This window comes from Halorubrum sp. Ib24 (assembly GCF_002252745.1).
GTDB lineage: Archaea > Halobacteriota > Halobacteria > Halobacteriales > Haloferacaceae > Halorubrum.
The window spans coordinates 1-17,166 of the sequence record NZ_NHOX01000018.1 but is presented as its reverse complement, the minus strand read 5'-3'; the positions used below and the strand labels follow the sequence as shown (position 1 = coordinate 17,166).

The 17,166-nt window shown below is 56.1% G+C and carries 14 protein-coding genes and 1 pseudogene; 7 read left to right on the top strand and 8 right to left on the bottom strand.

Annotated features, from left to right (window positions below):
* The first annotated feature begins 178 nt into the window (after positions 1–178).
* From DJ82_RS03985 to DJ82_RS03970, 3 genes are all read left to right on the top strand, one after another.
* On the top strand, positions 179–1,078 hold the full coding sequence (locus tag DJ82_RS03985) for an alpha/beta fold hydrolase (RefSeq protein WP_094558228.1): 900 nt from the start codon (positions 179–181) through the stop codon (positions 1,076–1,078).
* A gap of 437 nt (positions 1,079–1,515) precedes the next feature.
* The gene (locus DJ82_RS03975) at positions 1,516–1,932 is read left to right on the top strand and encodes a hypothetical protein (protein ID WP_198948007.1); all 417 of its coding nucleotides are present in this window, start codon (positions 1,516–1,518) and stop codon (positions 1,930–1,932) included.
* 133 nt (positions 1,933–2,065) lie between these two features.
* Positions 2,066–2,821: a transcriptional repressor gene (locus tag DJ82_RS03970; RefSeq protein ID WP_094523945.1), complete on the top strand. Its 756-nt coding sequence runs from the start codon at positions 2,066–2,068 to the stop codon at positions 2,819–2,821.
* A gap of 92 nt (positions 2,822–2,913) precedes the next feature.
* Here DJ82_RS03970 and DJ82_RS03965 read toward each other — a convergent pair whose 3' ends face one another.
* The 4 genes from DJ82_RS03965 to DJ82_RS03950 all read right to left on the bottom strand — a co-directional run bounded on the left by DJ82_RS03965 (position 2,914) and on the right by DJ82_RS03950 (position 5,215).
* Positions 2,914–3,480, bottom strand: coding sequence for a PH domain-containing protein (locus DJ82_RS03965; protein WP_094581117.1), 567 nt, complete (start codon positions 3,478–3,480; stop codon positions 2,914–2,916).
* The gene (locus DJ82_RS03960) at positions 3,473–4,108 is read right to left on the bottom strand and encodes a PH domain-containing protein (RefSeq protein ID WP_094523947.1); all 636 of its coding nucleotides are present in this window, start codon (positions 4,106–4,108) and stop codon (positions 3,473–3,475) included. The genes DJ82_RS03965 and DJ82_RS03960 overlap by 8 nt, the downstream gene beginning before the upstream one ends.
* A gap of 343 nt (positions 4,109–4,451) precedes the next feature.
* Entirely contained in the window at positions 4,452–4,649 is a 198-nt protein-coding gene (locus DJ82_RS15655) for a type II CAAX prenyl endopeptidase Rce1 family protein (protein WP_158217273.1), read from the bottom strand.
* A 245-nt stretch (positions 4,650–4,894) separates the two neighbouring features.
* Positions 4,895–5,215, bottom strand: coding sequence for a hypothetical protein (locus DJ82_RS03950; protein WP_143420500.1), 321 nt, complete (start codon positions 5,213–5,215; stop codon positions 4,895–4,897).
* A 108-nt stretch (positions 5,216–5,323) separates the two neighbouring features.
* Here DJ82_RS03950 and DJ82_RS03945 point away from each other — a divergent pair, with 108 nt between their 5' ends.
* From DJ82_RS03945 to DJ82_RS14395, 3 genes and pseudogenes are all read left to right on the top strand, one after another.
* Positions 5,324–6,229: a helix-turn-helix transcriptional regulator gene (locus tag DJ82_RS03945; RefSeq protein WP_094523949.1), complete on the top strand. Its 906-nt coding sequence runs from the start codon at positions 5,324–5,326 to the stop codon at positions 6,227–6,229.
* 251 nt (positions 6,230–6,480) lie between these two features.
* A pseudogene (locus DJ82_RS03940) lies at positions 6,481–7,745 on the top strand (RNA-guided endonuclease InsQ/TnpB family protein).
* 66 nt (positions 7,746–7,811) lie between these two features.
* A complete protein-coding gene (locus tag DJ82_RS14395; protein ID WP_141211996.1) occupies positions 7,812–8,372 on the top strand; it encodes a hypothetical protein in 561 nt (186 codons plus the stop codon).
* A gap of 44 nt (positions 8,373–8,416) precedes the next feature.
* Here the strand turns inward: DJ82_RS14395 and DJ82_RS03935 are convergent, their stop codons facing one another.
* The 3 genes from DJ82_RS03935 to DJ82_RS03925 form a co-directional block, all read right to left on the bottom strand.
* Complete coding sequence (locus DJ82_RS03935) at positions 8,417–8,899, bottom strand: hypothetical protein (protein ID WP_241881405.1); 483 nt, start codon at positions 8,897–8,899, stop codon at positions 8,417–8,419.
* A 183-nt stretch (positions 8,900–9,082) separates the two neighbouring features.
* Positions 9,083–9,283, bottom strand: a complete 201-nt coding sequence (locus DJ82_RS03930; protein WP_094581114.1) for a hypothetical protein — start codon at positions 9,281–9,283, stop codon at positions 9,083–9,085.
* Complete coding sequence (locus DJ82_RS03925; protein WP_094526491.1) at positions 9,283–10,023, bottom strand: DUF4097 family beta strand repeat-containing protein; 741 nt, start codon at positions 10,021–10,023, stop codon at positions 9,283–9,285. Before DJ82_RS03925 ends, DJ82_RS03930 begins: the two co-directional genes overlap by 1 nt.
* Positions 10,024–10,406: 383 nt before the next feature.
* Between DJ82_RS03925 and DJ82_RS03920 the strand changes: the two genes are divergently transcribed.
* Complete coding sequence (locus DJ82_RS03920; protein ID WP_241881403.1) at positions 10,407–11,150, top strand: hypothetical protein; 744 nt, start codon at positions 10,407–10,409, stop codon at positions 11,148–11,150.
* A 103-nt stretch (positions 11,151–11,253) separates the two neighbouring features.
* Here the strand turns inward: DJ82_RS03920 and DJ82_RS03915 are convergent, their stop codons facing one another.
* Positions 11,254–14,166: a PAS domain S-box protein gene (locus DJ82_RS03915; protein ID WP_094581113.1), complete on the bottom strand. Its 2,913-nt coding sequence runs from the start codon at positions 14,164–14,166 to the stop codon at positions 11,254–11,256.
* Positions 14,167–17,166: the final 3,000 nt, after the last annotated feature.

Below are 17,166 nucleotides of genomic sequence, written 5' to 3'. Positions count from 1 at the left end.
GAGGACAATAGGTCGGTCCGTGCCAGACCCAGCCGATCATTTTCTGTATTCAAAAGTGACCTCATGGGTGCGGCAATTATCGTATTCGGTTACGTACCGTATCCTCGCTCACACGAGAGTACAATTCGATGATCGTGGGATATATTCAAAACACGGTTGGCGTTTCAACCCTCCACTGATGTCAGTCACAACAACCCCCCCGAGTACTGAGGTATCGCTACCAGCCGATCACGACCTGGAATCGACCTATCGCAGCGTTAACGACGTCCAGCTACATGTCGTGGCGGCCGGCGATCCCGATGCTCCACTCGTCGTCCTTCTTCACGGGCACCCCGATTTCTGGTACGGCTGGCGTGACCAGATTATTCCGCTGGTCGAAGCAGGTTTTCGTGTCGTCATTCCTGATCAGCGGGGCTGTAATCTGAGCGAAGCTCCCGATGGGGTTGATGCGTACCGGCTCTCGAATCTCGCATCTGATGTCTGTGAACTGATCTACAGCGAAGGTAGGGAGTCAGCCCACGTAGTCGGACACGATTTTGGTGGCTTTGTCGCTTGGAATGTCGCCCTCCGGCACCCATCGATGGTCAATCACCTCGGGATCTTGAATGTTCCCCACCCGACAGTGTATCAAGAGACCCTCCGGTCGAGCCCCCAACAGATCCTTCGGAGCTGGTATGTGTGGTTCTATCAGGTTCCGAAACTCCCCGAATGGCTTCTGGGCCGAAATGACATGGCCAACATGGTTGATTCCCTCAAAATCACGTCAAATGAGGGTACATTTGATACAGGAACGATTGAGCGCTATAAGGAAGCTTGGCAAAATACCGGCATCAAGCCACGGATCAACTGGTACCGGGGATTCCGTCGGTCAGACAATCCTCCACGCGACACAATTGCCCACCCAACGCTGATTTGCTGGGGGAAGGATGACATCGCTCTCCGCCCTATAATGGCCGAAAAGAGCCTCAATTACTGCGAGAATGGGCAACTTCGGATGTTTCCCGATACATCACACTGGGTCCACCACGAGCGGGAAGAGGTGTCTGAAGAGTTAGTCCAGCATCTCGAATCAAGATGAACGCACAATCATGCTCTCAACTCAGTCACGCCGGAAGCTACTACTGCCCGCCGGAGGCATGCCCTCGATTTCACTTGTTGGGTGTTCGTCTGTCTCGGAGTTCACCCGGGGATCGAGCCCTGTCTTTATTCGTACCCGCAAGGGACTTCGGAATGCCATCGAACGTGTTTTTTGAAAAATAGAATGACAAAATTCTCGGCTACAAATAGTTTCAGCAACGTCGCGCTAGAGACAGCTCAAGGTTGGCTGCGAGCCTTCGCTGTCTCCCACAATTCACGCCTAGCTTAATACGACTGGCTGGTGACCGCCTGGCGCGCAGCCCGTGACGCGATACCTCTGCTTTCCGGGTACAAACCCTCTTTTGTGCCCGGAAAGCCCACCTCTGTGAACGCAAAATTCTCGGCGCTGCTTTACCGGTTGCTATGCTATGTGGGTGCGTGGACATGACGCCACAAATACGCGAAATCGTACGTACGGAACTGCTACGAAGTATCGTCTGGTTCGGAGTCGGACTCGTCGGCTGGCCGCTAGTGACGATGGAAGTTAGTTGGCTCAACACGACACCCCTGACGGTCTTCGGACTTCCCGTGGTCACCTGGGCCGTGCTGACGGCAAGTGCTATCGGAATCCGGACCGTGACCGAGTCCGATCTTCGCGTCCAGACGACAGGCGGAATATCCGTAAGCCTTGCCCTCGGGATCATGCTCGGGGGTGTCGCCGCGGTGTATCTCGTCATAAGAAGTGGATACCCCGCTCGGTGGATCACCCTCGGTTACGTCGCGGTCACGGCCGTGACTTCCCTCTGGTACTGGTACGTTCACCCGACGGGCAGAGGCTCGACAGCGACTACCTGACTCTTCTGGCCAGCCTCACGGTCTCCAAAGCGGTCTCGCTTGCTGAAACAGCACCGCACCGCTCTGTGGCCCCGCCAGAGCAAAACATACAATTTGACTCGCTAAGATATTGCGCGTGACCGACCGATAACACATGGCCCTCCCACCTTGGATCGCAGAAAAGCTGCCCCAGGACAAGCGGGTAAACACCAAACTCACCCGCCGCCACGTCGTCGAAACCATGTATCGAGCAGATCGGCCGTTCTTCTCGCTCCAGCAAATTCAACAGCAGATCAAGCCAGACGTCTCAAAGGTGACTGTCCGGAACCGGTTAACGGAACTCGAGGAACACGGGGTCGTCACGACGGAGTCGTTCGCTGATTCACTGACCTTGTACTATCTCAACCATCCTGAGTCGGAGTGGCCGCTGTCGCCGGAAGGAAAACAAGCGCTGACAGCTGACGAGACTACTCCGACGCATCCCCTCCGCGAATTCCTTGACCACCCACGCGTCCGTTCAATCTTCCGAGAAGAGCTCTTGCGGAGCATTGGCTGGGCGGCACTCGGGATAGTCGGGTGGCCAATATTGCTCAGTGAGTCTCCACAGTTACCGGTCACCATATGGACAGTGTTCGGGCTCCCGGTCTTGACCTGGGCGACACTTACTGTGGCGATGATCAGCGTCCGGTTGATGACGGGGAGCGACCTCCAAGTTCAGTCACAGGAAGGGTTACATGTCGTCTCACTGTGTGGGATTCTATTAGCCGGATTCTGGGTAGCGTTCGCGATTTTTATTTTGGACTGGCCGCCACTGCCGACAGTCAGTGTGTATCTTCTCGCGACAGTCTCCTACTTGATCATCTATATACGGGTTGTCCTACCGCAAACTGATCTCCCGGTCACCACGTAATCTCTCGCCGACGCTGGTGGCGCTGACGACTCACAGTAACTGACAGCCCCCCAGACTGGCGGCGGACAATTTAAAACCCAGTATGAGTTCTTTTACTCTCGGCTTACAGGCTCGCTAGCATCTCTGGTGGGTGCCACCGTTGCGCGGATTTCACGGACAAGACTGAGGACAGATTCCCACTGCTCTCGAGACCCGGGGATTGCGTACTCTTCACTCCCCATGTACTCCGCGAGCGTTGTCTGGACGTTCTTCGGGTTATCAACCCGCCGAAACTCCAGGTCGCGTCCTCCGGCGACCTCAACGGACACTTTCCCATAACCGAAAAACGAGCCTGTGACGGACTGAGAAAACGAAGTGTTCTGGATTTTATCGACATGGACACGACGAACGGTTCGTCCGAGGACGCCCCGCTTTGCCCATACTGCTCGGGTCGTCAAGAGATACTGCGTCCGTCGTACCCTGAGTAGCCCCCAACTGAGAACCGCAACGCCGATGGGCACCCCCGCGAACAACCAGAAGTCGACGCTAACAGCGCCGACAAGGGCAAACACAGAGATGGCGCTTCCGACGATTATGTCTGGAAGAGCCGCTGAGAGACGCGGGCGACCCTTCCAGACAACGCGTTCACCGTCGTGTTGATACCACCAGCTGTCACTCATCTGTGTTACTTGTGTCAGTATGGATTGCCTCGTCAGTAGACGGGGCAGTCGAATCGGCCTGGGACCCGCTCTGGTCGTCGGCGACCGCCTGCCGAATGACGCGCAGTTCCATAAGAATCGAATCAAGAACATCCTCTTTCGTCGAGTCGGACTCGGTCTGCTGTCGGCTGTCAATTTCTCTGGCGATCAGTTCCTGAACTGCTGCCGGGGCAGGGATACTCCGAAACTGAAGTTCGATCCCAGATCCGCCCGCTGTACTGACGTCAACGGAGCCGTATCCAAAGTACGAGCCGAGCGCCGACTGTGAGTACGAGATGTTTTGGACTTTGTCGAACCCAATCTGTTGGACGTCACGTGAGAGTACCCCACGTTTGCTGTAGAGGCCGCGATTGGTGACCACGTAGTTCGTATTGGTGTACTGAAGATAGGACGCAGCAACGATTGGGATGCCAATAAGGACGAGTGACAGCGGAATCCCGATGATAAACGCAGGAAGGACGCTGTACTTGTGCGGGGTACTCGACCACTGGATAGACTCGCCGTCTTCAAGCGTGAGCCAGTCGAGATCCAGCTCTGAGGAATCCGTTGAGCCGTCTTCCGATATGTCCTGGAGGGCCGTATCAGACATACATTATCCCAGATGACCGACCCTCAAAATAGTGGGGAAATCCACGGTTCGAAACGCAGTGTCGCAAGAGGTAGCTGAACGGGTATCGAGGAGACGGAACACGACGCCAAATGCCCGGCCACATCGCTGGCGCAGATCGGTCAAAAACCGTCCCAGAAGCCAGTGGAGAGCGCGAGAAATGATGGGTGATCCCACCAGACTATGCCACGGCGATGGGATATGCTCATCAGTCGGATACTTATTTGAATACCGCCTCCGACCGGCGGCTACCTCAACGGTGTACCCTTTCGAATGTTAATCCCAGAGCAGTGTTTCAATCCCCGAAACGCGAATCCACTGGATCTTAGGTGAGTAGGGGCGCGACAAAGATCACGGCATTAAAAACACCGTGAACGAGCGCAGGGGCGACGAAGGTACTGGTCCGTTCGAACACCCACCCGAATATCCCTCCCATCACGGAGTAATAAAGCGTCATATGGGCAACTGCGGCAATCGGCGGCGACAGAAGGAGGACCGGGTAGACGTGAAACAGCGCAAACACGAGCTGGCCGATACCGGATCCGCGGTTCTAGCCGGAGAACGACGCACGGAGCGCTGCTTGGATGACCGCCCGGAAAAAAGAACTCCTCGACAGGACGATCAAGCAAAGTTACAGGACTGCCGCGATGGACGAGGCCGACACCCGGTCGTTGCTGCGAGATTTGTGTACTGCATGAATTCCAGGAGGAGAGTTTGCGCTCGGGAAGAACCCGTCAGTGCTTACAAGCGAGAGGAACGCGTCGCGAACTAGCCCCAGTCCGCCGACAAGAGCAGGAACGCCTTCTCGGTTGGAAACGTGAATCGGACTTGGAACGACGAGCGAAATGAAACGTACCCGATACCAAGAGCAGGAATGAAAGGTTCGGTGCGATGCTTCCAGCGATAAAATATGAGCGTCGCTCCGGCATCGGAACCGACGGCTGAGACAGCGGCGAGTGAGGCAGCCAAGTTCAACACGACAGTGATCGGTATCGTGAAGGCGAGAAACGCCACCGCACTGGCGACACCAGTCTCATCATTAAGTTGATTCGGAACGGTCGCTTCTAGCGTGGAGGGCAAATCGACCATAGATGACGGAACGGGTGACTGGGTGGTAAGTGTTATCTGGACGACCATTAAGTTGGTTCAGTAACAAATCAAATACCCGACCGGAAACAACAGCACTATCATACACCAATGACGGGTGAGCGTGAGGCAAGTGAGTCGGCGTATGCAGCGTTGACCGACGAGACTCGGGTCCGAATCCTGCTAACTCTCGCAGATCGGTACGACGAAGCGTGGTCGTCCGGGTGGCCAACGTTCTCCGAGTTACGAGAGCAAGTGGGCGTCGAGGACACAAGCCGATTCAGTTACCACCTGTCTGAGCTTCAAGACGGCTTCATTCAGAAGGTGGACGGGCGGTACCGTCCCCGAATAGCCGCCTTGGAAATCGTCGCCGCAATTCGGGCGGGGAGTTATAAGACACAAAATGGCGACAAACGGTACGAAATCGAAGAGCAGGAGACGGAGTATGGGTGTCCCCACTGCGATCGGAATCTCGTCGCCGCGTACCGAGAGCACTACCTATATATCGGCTGTCCGGACCACGGCGCCGCTGTGGCGTACCCGACGCCGCCGCGAGCAACTGAAAACCGGTCACTCGACGCAGTTATCGATGTCACGCTCCGAAACCACGCGTGTGATATCCGGCTCTTGCGTAACGGGGTTTGCCCGCACTGTTGGGGATCAGCGGGGTTGTCGCTCCCCCGTGACTCCGTTCCAGAGACGTATCTCCACCAAGACGTACCGTATGCCACCGCGGCATGTGACACCTGCTGGCTGTCGTATCCGATCCCGATCGCACAGACGGTCCTGGGGCATCACGCCGTTGAGGCACTGTACGCGACACACGGCCTGCGTCCGCGTGATGCGCAGATCGGACCGCACAGTCTTACGGAGGTAAGCAACGTGCGTACCGGTGACGCGGTGCCGACCGCCGCACAGGTTGTAGTCCGTCTCGCTGACGGGTCAGTCGAGTTCGATCTCGACGAAAACTGTCGCATTCGTCGCTACGACGCGAGCGATACAGGACTGACACAGTGACCACGGCGACAATACCGTTGGAAGCTTCACAGAGACACTGATTTTAGCTGAATACAAGCGGTAATCCCCCTTCCTCAACGAGCAGCGCAGTCCGCCCAAGCGGACAAGCAGCGCAGTAGGGAGAGGATACACCGCCGTCATCGTCTCTCAGACACGTGCTTGTTGCCGGGGCACAGGCCCACGGGGCGACTACTTTCACTCCGGACGGCCAGGGTTGATACGTCTGTCACGCCTCTCTCGAAGTGCGTGGAATGAACTACAACTACGGGTATCGCCTCAAGCCAACCGAGCGGCAGCGAGAAACGTTGGACTACCACCGCGATACCTGTCGACAACTCTACAACCACGCCCTGTACCGGTTCAACCAGATCCCCGAACACGAGGGCACCGTTAAACAGCGTGTGCGGAAGATTCGTGACGAACTTCCCGACCTCAAAGACTGGTGGGATGCACTCACCGACGTGTATTCGAAAGTACTTCAGCCCACAGTCATGCGGATTGCCAAGAATATCACCGCTCTCGGGAAGCTCAAAGAACAGGGCTACACCGTCGGTGAACTTCGGTGGAAGTCGCCTCGGGAGTTTCGCAGTTTCACCTACAACCAGTCTGGCTTCGAACTCGACAAGAAGGGTGGTCAGACCGTGTTGTCTCTGTCGAAACTCGCGGATATCCCCATCGAACACCACCGATCGCTGCCTGACGAAGCCACGATCAAGGAAGTCACGCTCAAACAGGAGAAAACCGGCGAGTGGTTCGCTATCTTCGGTATCGAGATGGACACAGACCGCCGGCCAAGCCAACCGTTGGAGGATGTTGGCACTGACGAGGATGGTCGGGGGTCGACGTGGGCATCCTGAAGTATGCCCACGACACTGACGGAACGGCAGTCGAATCGCTCGACCTCTCGGAAGAACGCGACAGACTCGAACGGGAGCAACGGAACCTCTCACGCAAAGAGTACGAGTCGAACAACTGGAAGAACCAACGTCAGCGTGTCGCTGCGTGTCACCAGAAAATCAAGCGCAAACGGCGTGATTTCCTACACAAACTCTCGAACTACTACGCTCGGGAGTACGAACTGGTGGCCGTCGAAGACCTCGATGTCAAAGGGATGCTCGAATCACCGCGAAACAGCCGCAATACGGCGTCAGCGGCGTGGAATATCTTCACCGATATGCTCGAAACGAAGTGTGAGCGTGAAGGCACGCACTTCGTGGAAGTTGAACCCGAAGGAACCTCCAAAGAGTGCGCTCAGTGTGGTGTCGAAACCGACAAGCCGCTGTGGGTGCGTGAACACTCCTGTCCTGCCTGTGGTTTCAAGGCGGACAGAGACGCAAACGCAGCGTGGAACATTCTTTCTCGCGGACTCACCAAACTAGGAGTGGGCCACTCCAAAGGAACGCCTGTGGAGACTGCGCTCCCTGCGGACACCGCGGTTGTGTCTACAAAGCGCGTCGTAGAAACAGGAAGCCCCTGCCTCAAGGAGCCGCCGAAGGCGGTGAGTAGGCAGGGGTAGTTCACCTGTGTTTCTCCGCCCGAGACACGGAACAGGAAGTATACGGGAGACGACCGATCAGCCGGTATGACAGACGACGCCTCAACGGGCGGGCCTAGCTCCAAGGTTGACCGAGCTACGTCACACTCTGACACTTACTCGGATCGGGCGTACACGTGGCTTTCACGGAACGGGCTCTACGTCTGGGCCGGGATTTCCGTAGTGGTGATGGCGCTCGCAGCACTTGCTGTCCCGCTTTTGGCCTTCGGGTCATTAGCAGCGATCGGCGGAGAAGGGTCGATACTCGCTGGCGGAACCGCCATCGTTCTCCTCTGTACTGTCTTGCTACTCGGTTTGGCAGTCGTACTACTCAGTTACGCATACTTAGAGGTAGATCGTCGGGGGATCCCGTTCGTCGGAGACCGCAGTACGCAGACGTTAGCATATGATAGCATCCGAACGATAGAGACGGTCGCGGCGGGAACGTTCGTCGGCGGACTCCTCACAATGCTCGGACTAGCGGTTTCAGTGGGTAACGTTCCAACAATACTCTCAGTTACCGTGCTAGCAGCCGCTATCGGACTCCCGATAACAGTGTTGGTACACGCAGCCGGGCGCTTTGTGTTGTTTGTTGCTGACACGGACTAGGAACCCGCTGTCGAATGCATACTCGCGAAACTGTTTTCCCCCGGTTAGCTGGTCTCGTTTGTCTGACCGAGATCCGAGAACGACTCTCCGACTCGAAGCGCGATCGGTTCACTTTGGTCGCTCGAGCCGATAGAGATGGCGACGATTTCCTCTTCAGTATTAGTAATCGAAAATCGCTGATTCAGCTGTGAAGTCCCTGCTATCACGGTATCCGCGAGCTCCAAGTCAACTTGATACTCGCCGGTGGTGGTCCATACGTCGGCGTAGGCGACGATATTACTCTCACCGTCTGACTCGGTAGAGGGAACGTCGAACGGTGTATCGAGGACCGTCTCTCCATCGGGGTCTACGACTTCGATCGACCCGCTGACCTCCTGATTCAGCTGGTTGAGGAGGTTGACCTCTTTGAAGACTCGGTTGCCGATCGCATTAAGTACTGTCGAGCAGCCGGCGGTGGACGCTACGGCGGCACTAGCACCGATTGCGAGGGCTCGCCGTCGCGTAACGGAGTCGGATGACGAACGCATGTGTCGATTCATCGTTGGAAGGCGTATTGCTATCGATGTGGTTTTAGATTAAACCCGTTCGGAGTGTCTCTGGCGGTGAAATGGTTTGATAGAGTGCCTTTAGGAAACAACACGGATTTGAACGCGTGGACCTCAGCGCTTCACAAGTTCCCCACGGGCAGTTCAGCCCTTTAGAGAGGTTATTTATCGAGTCATGGATGTGTACAGCACATGAAGAGACAGTACGAAACTCCCGGCGATTAGGCCGGCGATTCCGCCATAGAGCGGAGGGATCTCAAACGAGGGCGCTATCAAATACCCGCTAGCAAATCCTAGCGGGTCAAAGACTGCTGCGAGGATCATGAGCTGAACTGCGAAGTCCTTTGATTGGAACCATCTGATCATCAGTTTACCTCCCTACCGCGGATAGTAATATCACCGTTCATACTAGTTGCTGTAACACGGTGCGTACCGTTTCCAACCATCCGGTCGACCGCTGCCCCAGACTCAGTTGAATCCGCTTGGAATCTGTTGATTATGGTGTCGCCATTGGTTGTGTCAAACGATATTGCTGGCTCCGCAGTTGCTGGCAGGGTAATTGAGATATCACCGTTTGTCGTGTCGGTTCGGATTTCAACAGGCGCAGATGCTAAAAGTGTGATATCGCCGTTTGTCGTATCGGCGGTGACGCTCTCAGCTTCGCTAGTTTCTATATCGACATCACCGTTCGTCGCCTCAGCAGTAAGGTGTAATCCTTCAGGAACGGTCAGTGTCAGATTCATCTGTAGTGGGGACGAACCGAAGGGAAGGAAGCTGCTACCTTCCGTGTCAACAGTGAGCGACAGGCGGCCGTCGGATTGGTCGGCTTGTAGCGTGATGCGGTCAAGATCTTCCTCGCTTGCTGCCCGTTTTTTGCCGTCGAGCTGGATCGTCTCACGCTGCGCATCACGAATCGTAATGTCACCGTTTACGCCTTGGACGTTGATTTCTGAGACGTCGGTTCCGTCATACTCTCTGGTGACCGTGGTTTCAGCCTCGAGAGATCCGGACGTACATCCTGCGAGAGCGGCAGTTCCGGCAGCAATACACGAACCAAGCAGACTGCGTCTCGACAGTCTTTGCCCCGCCCAATCAGGACTGCTCATACGGGGCCCATGGCATACGCCGATGATAAATCGGCTACTCGCGTCTCAGGCTCAGAAGCACGTACCCGCAAACCGCTGGGTGGCTACTTAGCTAATCAGATCAGACACTAGGGGCACGCTTCGAGATCACCAGTAGTCATGGCAACTGACTCGTTCACGTAGCCGTCAACTCATGGTTTTATATTGAGCTGATGCTGAGAATGGCGGTGCCGTGTCAGGGGGCTTCCCTCCGTGTGGCCCGTGGATTGCTTGTGCTTCTGATATTTCCATGTGAGTCTATTTGATGTAGTGATAAAGTTCCAACACACCTCCGTGAAACGCCGAGTTTCAGAGAGTGAAACGCGTCAGTACAATGTATCAGGTCGACACGAGATGTATCTAGCGTGACACTCAACATTGGTTCATCGCTTGCTGGCGGAATCAGTCGTGTCGCGAATCGTAACGGCTTGCTGTTGATGGTCGCATATTTGATTATCGGGGCTGCGTGGCAGATCCCGTTTTATAGCGCTGTCGTCACGGGGCTTGAGCAGTCAGGTACGCCGACAGAGAACGTAGCTCTCCCGTCAATCGACGCCCCGCTTGCCGTTTCCGTGAGCGCAGCTATCCTCATGTTGCTCGGGCTTCAATGGCTCACGGTTGTCACGATTCGAACGTTTGTCGGCGGTCATACACGGACAATTCCGTCAGAGTACTACACGCGAAATATTGTGCCGGTCCTGCTAAACTCACTCGTTGGTGGGCTCATATACGGGGTTCTCATGTTCGTCGGATCAGTGCTCTTTGTTATTCCCGGGATCATCGCGTACGTCGCGTTCATCTTCATGATCGTGTATGTTGCGGTAGAGGACAAGAACTTCATCGCCGGGTTTCGAGATAGCTGGCAGCTAACGCGCGGCCATTGGCTGCGACTGTTTGGATTATTATTAGTAGTTGTCGCTGGGATTGGGCTCATCTCAGGTGTGTTAACAGCGATTACATCGTTAGTGGTCGGTGCCATTGCCGGGCAAGCAATAGGAATCCTGCTGTCAGGTATTGTCGGACTCCCGTTTTCGCTACTCATCCTTGCGACCCTAGCAGAAGCATTCACCCAACTGCGAGAGAGTGAAAAAAGGGTGGTGACATCGTAGGTTGTACTAACTGTGATCGTAGTGGAACGTGTCACCTGCTGAGAATTTCAACAAAGCAGAACGAGCCTGTTCGGAACCGGGCGTGCTGCTTCATTCACAGCCGTCAGCGCAGCACGTTTGGCAAAGAAAGGTGAACGGCAGTTCCGCCATCGGTGGGCCGCTCGAACTCGATACCGCCACCGAGTTGCCGAACACCCCAGTTGACAAGCCAGAGGCCGATCCCGTGATTGTGCTGGAACGGCGATTCACCGTCGGCTCGGAACGGAGTGTGCACGCGGTCAGGGATGCCGGGTCCGTCGTCACGCACCGTGATTCGCGTCTCATCATTAGCCGTAGACGGCGTCGTCTCAATTTCGACGTCCGGGGAGTCGCCACCGTGTTCGACGGCGATCTCGACGAGCTCGCTTAAGACCAGCCGAAAGACAGCTGTATCAGCTGGTGCGGGAGCCTCCGCGGAGTACAGTTGAATCGTCGCTTCGTCGTGAGACTCACGGAGGTCGGCGACGACAGACTCCAGTACTGTTCCGACTCTGCGATTTTCCGGTTGGTCGTTGTCCTGAAGCATCTGACTGGCGGCACGCGCCTTACCGCTCAGTTCCAAGAGACTGTTCGCGATGTCGTGAACGCTTTCGGCGTATCCTCGGACGACCTCGTCTTCCGCCGTCTCCTCAATTGCAGCCGTGTATCCCAAGACCGCATCCATATCGTTCCGCACGTTGTGCCTCAGCACGCGGTTCAACACTTGTACCCGCTCTTCGCGGTCACGCCGTCCGGTGACGTCACGAGCGATAGTGACCACACGCTGCTCGCCGCCAATCTCTGTTAACGTCGCGTTGACCTCAAGCCATACTACCTCGCCGCTGGCGGTCCGCAGCGCCCACTCGATGTCTCTCGCCGGATCACCGGATTTGGCCACGTCGCGGACGACCTCTCCGATCGTGTCCGCATCGAATCCGAGTGCCGTCGCCGTCACCTCTTCTGGGTCCATATCGATGATCGTGTCGCGGTCATATCCCAGGAGCTCACACATGGTGTCGTTGACGTCGAGCAGCTCCGCAGTCTGCGGGTCGTAGATCCCGATCACGTCCGTCACGCCGTTGAAGATCTGTTCGAACTCTCGTTGGCGACGCTTCCGCTCCGTGATATCACGCTGGATCGACAGGACTCGCTGTTCACCACCGATCTCAGCCGTCGCCAACGTGACCTCGATCCATGATTGCTCCTCGTCCGGCGGCGCGACTTTCCACTCGATGGTCTTCGGTTCACCGGAACCGGCGACAGTCTGAATTAGTTCTTTGCCGCGTTCCGCTGTGTACCCGTCCCCAGTCGCGCTGAGACCCTCGATACCGAGTTCGCGAATGCGCTCGAGATCGTCGCACCCTACAAGCTCGTGATACGAATCGTTGACACTGGTAAAGGAGATTGTCTGCGGGTCGAAGATAGCGATAGCGTCGTTGACTCCATTGAAGATCTGCTCGTACTCCCGCTCGCGACGTTTCTGTTCTGTAATATCGCGCATCAACGAGAGGACACGTCGCTGGCCGCCTACAGTCGCGACTGTGAGGTTCGCTTCGATGAGACGGTGGTCGCCCTCGGCAGTCTCAATTCGCCACTCGACTGTTTTATCCTCCTCGTCTTCGCCGACATCGGTGATGAGCCGTCTCGCGCGCTCATCAGTGTACCCCTCTTCGGGAACACTGAGGTCGTTGATTCCTTGTTGAAGAATCGTGTCGTAGTCGTATCCGAACAGTTCGACGTAACTGTCGTTCACGTCGACCATTTCACCCGTGTCGGGGTCGTGGACTGCGATCGCAGTGGTAACGCCGTTGAATATCTGCTCGTACTCGCGCTCACGGCGCCGCGCATCGGTAACGTCTCGAATGACCCCGACGATCCGGTCAACGGCACCGCCTGGACCGCGGCTCGGATAGCCGCGTACCTCAACCCAACGTGTCTCACCGTCCACGCGGAGTCGGTGACTGAACGTGTACGGCCCCGACTCCTCCCCGCGGATGTGTTCGCTCATGGCGACGAGGTCCGAGTGGTACGCCTCGCGGTCGTCCGGATGAACGGCGTCGAGAACGGCCATCGGGTCGTCATACAGGCGTTCGACCGGTTGGTCGAACAAATCCGCGTAGGCCTCGTTGATAAAGAGAACCTCCGAGAGATCCGCACGTGCCAAATAAACGACCTCATCGATATGAGTCGAGATCTCGCGGAACTGACGGCGCTGCCGTCGACGGTCGGTCACGTCCGTGGCGGTCGCCAACACCAGTTCCTGATCGTCTATCGTGACTGTCGTCAGCGTCGCTTCGACCCAGACGTGTTCGCCGTCGGCCGTCTCAAGCGGCCATTCAATTGGACCGACGGTTCCGCTCTCCGTCGCGGAGGTGATAATCTCCATAGCAGCGGCCTGATCGTACCCGTCGATACTCGCAGTGTAATCGCCAACCTGCATCGAAATGAGCTCCGCTCGGTCATACTTCAGCAACTCACAGAGCCGCCGATTCGCGTGGATCAACTCTCCCGTCCGGGGGTCATGAAGCGTCAGTGGCTCAGAGACGTTGTCGTAGATGGTCCGATAGTCGGCAGTCGGCCGTTCCTCCGTCGCGGTAACCGCCCGCTTGAGCACTGTCGTCGGCGATTGCGCGAGCAGTTCCCACGGCAGATACTCCGTCACACCGGCCTCAAGCGCTTCGGCGATCGATGCCTCCGTAGGGGCGACGTACACCACCGGTGGGGCGGAGTCACGGGCGGCGTTCCGGACCGTCCAGTTGCTGACCTCGGTCAGTGACGCGGCTGTATCGGCGTCTGTCCGGTCGACGCTGCCCGACTCAGGCGTTACCGCGGCAACCACGCAATCGAACTCCTCGACTGAGCCGGGAGCGTCACGTCCGGCAGGTGCTATTGAAACAGCCACGTCGAGCGAATCCTGCGCGTCTTGGAGCGTCGTTTCGACCGACGCTGGCCCCACCACGCCAATTGTCGGGTGTCGTTGCGTGAAAACCTCGGGCATTCTCTCTGTGAGTTGAAGTTTATAGAACAATAACGCTACGCTCGTGCTACCGGTTGTTTGGGCCGGTAGACGGCTAATTCATCCTCTCTATAGCCGGATTGACGCCCTCCCACAGTTGAGACCGTGGAGGTCTTCCGGTGAAGGATATTGGCTATGCCGTTCCACCGAGGCAAGTTTTCCGCCGCCTGTACTCCGGTTAGTACGCTCTTGGTTGGGGTGTGCCCTATTGATGGAGTGTGGTCTCTCTGACCAGTTGCGGTCGTCCCACGTGAAGCGCACAGACCATGCCACCGGCCCGACTTCTGATTTCGAGGTGTACTGGTGGTTGCAGATGTACGTCCTCAACTCTCTGTCGCCATCTAGTTGACAGACGTTGATTCAGGCCGTCTCAAGAATTTTAGCTCTATTGAATTGACATCCTCCTCCGCCTGAAGGCTGAGGAATCCCGAGCGGTGGGAGTTTCAGGTTCGCAACCATGACTCCGCCGCTTTACGGGAGTTCACATCTAACCCAGTCGTCGTGTTCGGTGGCTGACTGGCGGTGCCAAACCGCCGATACTCCTATCCTCGACGCCGTTGATTCCATCTGTTGTTTGTGCCAGAGGGAGTTGGACGCGTCGCGGACTCGGAGTTTATTTCGGGTTGTTGACCGACAGGCACAACGACGAACCCTCCGAGGATTCGCGTTCACTCACGTCGGTGTTTCGATACTGTCTCCATTGAATGGGGAGAGAGCTCCGAGTTGTTCCGAAATCCTCTCTGTTCTCTGCTTTGTTGAATCCATGACGCGTGGGGATCATGTTTGAGTGCCTGTCGAGGTTGTAAGACTGTGCGGTACACGAGCTCGCAGAACCGCGTACACGCGCAGGTGACAGGGGGCCGAACCGACCGCTGATAGCCCGAAAAGCGTCTGGCCATCCAAGCGCTGGAACGTATAGCTCGCTGTTCAACGTGCTTGTGCCCGCGATCGTAAGCAGCAGAACAACCGATGACGCAGTAGGGGCCGGACCCCCCTGATCGGAGGGCTCCGGAGAGATTGGGTTCCTCAATAGCCCTTGTCGCCGGCGGACTTCGATTTTCTGGTGTTAGAGGGCGACCTCGACCGGCAGTCTGGGTTCGTGGAGGCCAGTGGTGCCGAGCAGATGAAGATCGAGGATGGCAACACAAGTCCTGTATCGACGAGTGCCGTCTTTTGAGCGTGCGTATGTGCGATCAGAGGGTGTTTGGTATGTTCGATGCCGTTTCCCACCGATCGAAGAATGCTGGCATCGATGCAAACCGTGCGACCCGGACTCGCAGATGGTCCGCTGACTCAAATGAAGGAAGCCGCGCCACAACTGACATGGGCACCCTCAGTCAACACCGACCGGTAACAGCCGTTGAGGGTGCGGGAAATGCCGTTCGAGCGAGCTGTAACAGACCACGAACGCGATCCCCATCTCCACTCGCCCATACTGACGACCTCGCGGGTACGTCCGCATCCATATGAACCGCAAAAGTGGAGCGTGACATGCTTCCAGCCGGGAAATCCGTTAGCCAGTCGGATTCACTACCGCGTTGGAATGGCGCGCAGCGTTTTGAGCAGCGACGCCGCTTGCTTACGAGCGAGAGGAGTTTAGACGGCTCTGTGAAATCCTCAGCAGGTGATATGTTTTTGCAGCTGTGCTGAATATAGAGGCACGAGTCGGTCAGCGCATCCAGCCACCGTTCAACGATCACACTTATAACTCGTCTCAGCGCGGGTACGCAAACCAGCATATTTGAACGTCGCCGGAGACAACACAATTGAGCCCTCATTATCGATGAGACGTGTTCGGCCGAGCCCTCTAGAGGGGTTTGGACTGGTTATTTCTCTGTGGCACCACTTCCTGATAGCCGGCACAAGCGCTACACGTCAATTCTAAAAGGGGCCCGACGCTTACTATGCCACCACTATTTATTGGTGCTGGGATGGCCATCCTCAAAACGCATTGGCCGAGTCCTTGCCAAAATCTCCGACCGACGGGCTTCTGGTGCCCTGCGACTCACAGCGTATCGCTGTACTGGGCGGGTATTCCTCGTGATCGCTTCGGTCCAGGCCCCGATTGGCTCCTCCCTGTAAGTGTATTGAGCCGTGGGTTGAGTCACCGCTCTTGTAAGGGAGTTCCATTCGCACGGAGGACTCATTGGGAGTGAACCGAAAAGACAAGGGGTGAAACTTGGCTACACACACCCTCTGTATCTCGCACGCCGGTCCTCATCAGTTTCCTAAGGGATTTCAACAGAGCCGTTTAGACACATTCGGCTCATTCCGCTTCGTCCATCTTCAAGGCGCTATCCCGCGCCTTCTGGGATTAAACAGATCAGATCAAACAGGAATCAAACCACTTAGAGCCCCTGTTATGCCGAATGAATAAAATGAGTACACCTAATCCTGCGATAAAGCCCCCAGACAGGTGCGTTGGACTCTTCAGATCGGCCTGGGCGATGAATGCCGAAGGAACTCAAATCCAACCCGTGTGAATCGCTTCGGAAGTACAATGTAGGCAAGCCCCAAGGATTACAACAATGAGGTATCAACGTGCCACGAATGTTCATATATCCGTTTTTAACAGAGCCAGTAGTTATATTTCCTTCTTTGGAAACTGTAGTATGCTGTCCAGACGGGATCTCTTACCCGGGATACTGTGGGTTAAGTCTTTCAGGCAGGCTGCCTCGGTACTGATGAAAACAAATCGCACGTGTGTTCGAGCAGAGGTGTAAGGAAGTGGGAATCAACATCTCCAGGTCAGTGGCTCCATAACCGGGGAAGAGGAAGTAGCGCTGGGAATCATGGTCTCAGAGGCGATGTCCTGAATAAACGATTTGATGGCGATCAATGTACGAAATATAAGATGGGTGGGCTTGATGACCCGTATTCCCTTGGACAAATCGCGTGGGATGAGTAGCCCTTTGATCCTGATAATCATCCGGTGCTAAGTTCGAAAGGGTGAACTGTATGCGGTATCGCTCCATGGAACAC

Bases quoted from the DNA above. Each gene is read 5' to 3' on its own strand.
- DJ82_RS03985 (WP_094558228.1), top strand. From the start codon at position 179: ATGTCAGTCACAACAACCCCCCCGAGTACTGAGGTATCGCTACCAGCC.
- DJ82_RS03970 (WP_094523945.1), top strand. From the start codon at position 2,066: ATGGCCCTCCCACCTTGGATCGCAGAAAAGCTGCCCCAGGACAAGCGG.
- DJ82_RS03965 (WP_094581117.1), bottom strand. From the start codon at position 3,480: ATGAGTGACAGCTGGTGGTATCAACACGACGGTGAACGCGTTGTCTGG.
- DJ82_RS03960 (WP_094523947.1), bottom strand. From the start codon at position 4,108: ATGTCTGATACGGCCCTCCAGGACATATCGGAAGACGGCTCAACGGAT.
- DJ82_RS03950 (WP_143420500.1), bottom strand. From the start codon at position 5,215: ATGGTCGATTTGCCCTCCACGCTAGAAGCGACCGTTCCGAATCAACTT.
- DJ82_RS03945 (WP_094523949.1), top strand. From the start codon at position 5,324: ATGACGGGTGAGCGTGAGGCAAGTGAGTCGGCGTATGCAGCGTTGACC.
- DJ82_RS14395 (WP_141211996.1), top strand. From the start codon at position 7,812: ATGACAGACGACGCCTCAACGGGCGGGCCTAGCTCCAAGGTTGACCGA.
- DJ82_RS03935 (WP_241881405.1), bottom strand. From the start codon at position 8,899: ATGCGTTCGTCATCCGACTCCGTTACGCGACGGCGAGCCCTCGCAATC.
- DJ82_RS03930 (WP_094581114.1), bottom strand. From the start codon at position 9,283: ATGATCAGATGGTTCCAATCAAAGGACTTCGCAGTTCAGCTCATGATC.
- DJ82_RS03925 (WP_094526491.1), bottom strand. From the start codon at position 10,023: ATGAGCAGTCCTGATTGGGCGGGGCAAAGACTGTCGAGACGCAGTCTG.
- DJ82_RS03915 (WP_094581113.1), bottom strand. From the start codon at position 14,166: ATGCCCGAGGTTTTCACGCAACGACACCCGACAATTGGCGTGGTGGGG.